Raw genomic sequence first — 2715 nt, forward strand, 5'->3', positions numbered from 1 at the left:
TAACCATTATTTCACAGTTGTATCAAATGCCAAAAAACTAGATTTTTTCTATGTTTTTTGGCATTTTTTTTATTGTTTTATATATCGTCATGTGTTATACTGTATACATGGCGATATAGGAGGTGATATCATGTCTATCATTCATCAAAAAGATAAAAGATCCGGAATCACATATGTCTATGAATGCAAATCTTTTTGGGACAAAGAAAAGAAACAATCCCGTTCAAAGAGAACTCTTATAGGCAGGCTAAACGAAGAAACAGGGGAAATAATTCCAACTGATGGTCGCGGAAAAAAACGAAGTCCTAATTATGTTCCATCCCCCGATGACTATGAAATGCCCAAGACTATGAAGGGGCTTAAAGATGAAGTCAGGCGGCTGCTTGAAGAAAACGCAATGCTGAAGCAGGAACTAAAAGAATTAAAATCAAAAAGGACAAAACAGGGCTGAAAAATGACTTTAGAGCAGGCTTACGAGTATAGACGCAAAGAAAACTTACAACTCCAAAACGAAAACAGAAAACTGCAGAAAAAACTCGACCAGCTTGCTGTAGGAACTTACACCAATGAAGAGAAGGCTCAAAATATCAGAACTATCAATAGGCTGACACAAGAAAACCAACATTTGAAAAACCAATTGGAAAGATATAAGGATTTATATCACAGGCAAGTTATCATTACGGAAAACTTTGATGCAAAAGCAATGGATTCCGTCTTTGATCAGGAAGATATGGCCAAAGAGCTTGATGAGTATAAAGAAAAGTGTGCCGAACTCCAGTCTCGTATGGACGCCATACTTGGAACCAATAGCGATGCATCAGATTCCGAAAACAGTGAGCTAAGAGCTCAGGTAGAGGCGCTGAAGGATGCCCTGGCAAAAGAAAAAGCAAAAAATAATACTGATGGCACCAACAGCTCTCTTCCCACCAGTCAGACTCCCATAGGCAAGAAAAAAGTAATTCCAAACTCTCGGGTAAAATCTGGAAAAAAGCGCGGTGGACAGCCAGGTCACAAAAAGCACACCCTTGCTCCGCTTTCGGAAAGCGAAATTACTGACCGCGAAAAGCACACATTAAAAAATTGTCCTGACTGTGGGAGCGATGACCTTACACTTATAGAGAAACGCACAAAAGATGTTATCGACTACGAGGTAAAGCTCGTCAAAAAACGCCATTATATCTACGTCTATAAATGCAACTCTTGTGGGCATGTAGTCCACTCTCCGATTCCGCTCTCAATCAAGGAGCCCATTCAATACGGAAATGCTCTGCAGGCCATGTGTCTTGCGCTTTTGGATCTTGGCTATGTCAGCATAAACAGGGTTAAAAAGATAGTTGATGGTTTCCTTGAAAATAGGATTTCCATTAGCGAAGGATATATCAGTAAGCTTCAAAAGCGGGCATCCCGCGCCCTTAAACAATTCATGGTTGATCTCAAGCTTGAATGTATAAAGCAGAAAATACTTCACTGGGATGACACCGTGATTTTTGTAGATACAAAAAGATGCTGTGTCCGTTTTTATGGTAACGAGCGTATCGCCATGTTCGTTGCACATAAAAAGAAAGACCGAAAAAGCCTTGATGAAGATGGTATCCTTGCTGCGCTGGGGTCAGACACCACTGTGGTTCATGACCATGTGACTGTCAATTATAACAAGGACTTTCATTTCAAAAATGCAGAATGCTCCGGTCATCTCTCTAGGGATATGCAGAAGATAGTCGATTATTCTGACCATCCCTGGGCCAAGGAGTTGAAGAATTACCTTGCAGGCATACTTCATGAACGGAACATACTTGTAGAAAATGGCGTAGAATCCTTTGGAACCAGGTATTATACAATCATGGAAGAAATCGATAGAATCCTGAAAAGAGCCGACGAGCAGTTCTCTACATCAAAGGGCAAATACTATGAGTCCGATGAAAGGAAACTGATTAATCGCCTCAGAAAATATAAGAAAAGCAACTTCTTATGGATAAAGGATTTCTCAGTACCACCTACAAATAATCTAGCAGAAAGAAGCCTTCGTGGCATCAAGGTAAAGCAGAAAGTTTCCGGGCAGTATCAGGACATCAAGAATGCAGGATTCTTTGCTGATGTAAAAAGCTATATCGATACCTGCAGCAGAAATGACATTCCACCATTTCAGGCTCTTACCAGACTGATGGAAGGAAATCCATATACCCTAAAAGAAATATTAGGCGGAGCATAACTCCGCCCTGATTAGTGTGCGTTTAAAACATTTTATTCATCAATAATATCGGCCAATTCTGGATTCTTCATGTAATGACCACACGCATCCTTCAAATAATCCAGCACCATAATTACTGCATCATTGTTTATCACTCCATATACATGGGGATAGCTTCGCCCACAATTATCATCATCTTCATACTTTATTTCCGCTTCTAATTTTTCTTCATCAATGCAAACGATCACCAAATCTTCTTCCACTCCCTCGAAATTAGGAAGAACGCGCCATAAATATTTTATTGGTGAACAATGTACAAAACCTTCGTTTTTGATGTTTAGATGTCCCCAATAAGCGTCATCCTTGATCTTATCCCAAGTATTCTTTTTCATACAATGCGCTATCATTCTTCACCTCTCTAAATCCTACTTTATTGCTCCCATTATAATAGCCACTAAAAATATTGGGGCTGTCGCACTAAGTAATTAGTGCTCAGCTCCCTTTTTATGCCCAAAACACAAAAACCA

The 2715-nt window shown here is 39.7% G+C and carries 3 protein-coding genes; 2 read left to right on the forward strand and 1 reads right to left on the reverse strand.

Annotated features, from left to right (window positions below; genetic code table 11):
• Positions 1-130 precede the first annotated feature (130 nt).
• Positions 131-451 (forward strand): hypothetical protein, encoded by a 321-nt coding sequence (locus BM146_RS18855; protein ID WP_022770946.1) that lies wholly within the window; start codon positions 131-133, stop codon positions 449-451.
• A 3-nt stretch (positions 452-454) separates the two neighbouring features.
• On the forward strand, positions 455-2209 hold the full coding sequence (gene tnpC / locus BM146_RS18860) for an IS66 family transposase (RefSeq protein ID WP_074892230.1): 1755 nt from the start codon (positions 455-457) through the stop codon (positions 2207-2209).
• 32 nt (positions 2210-2241) lie between these two features.
• Here the strand turns inward: tnpC and BM146_RS18865 are convergent, their stop codons facing one another.
• Entirely contained in the window at positions 2242-2580 is a 339-nt protein-coding gene (locus BM146_RS18865; protein WP_242949449.1) for a DUF952 domain-containing protein, read from the reverse strand.
• Positions 2581-2715: the final 135 nt, after the last annotated feature.

The sequence above is a fragment of the Butyrivibrio proteoclasticus genome (genome assembly GCF_900115735.1).
Lineage (GTDB): Bacteria > Bacillota > Clostridia > Lachnospirales > Lachnospiraceae > Butyrivibrio > Butyrivibrio proteoclasticus_B.

Bases quoted from the DNA above. Each gene is read 5' to 3' on its own strand.
- tnpC (WP_074892230.1), top strand. From the start codon at position 455: ATGACTTTAGAGCAGGCTTACGAGTATAGACGCAAAGAAAACTTACAA.
- BM146_RS18855 (WP_022770946.1), top strand. From the start codon at position 131: ATGTCTATCATTCATCAAAAAGATAAAAGATCCGGAATCACATATGTC.
- BM146_RS18865 (WP_242949449.1), bottom strand. From the start codon at position 2,580: ATGAAAAAGAATACTTGGGATAAGATCAAGGATGACGCTTATTGGGGA.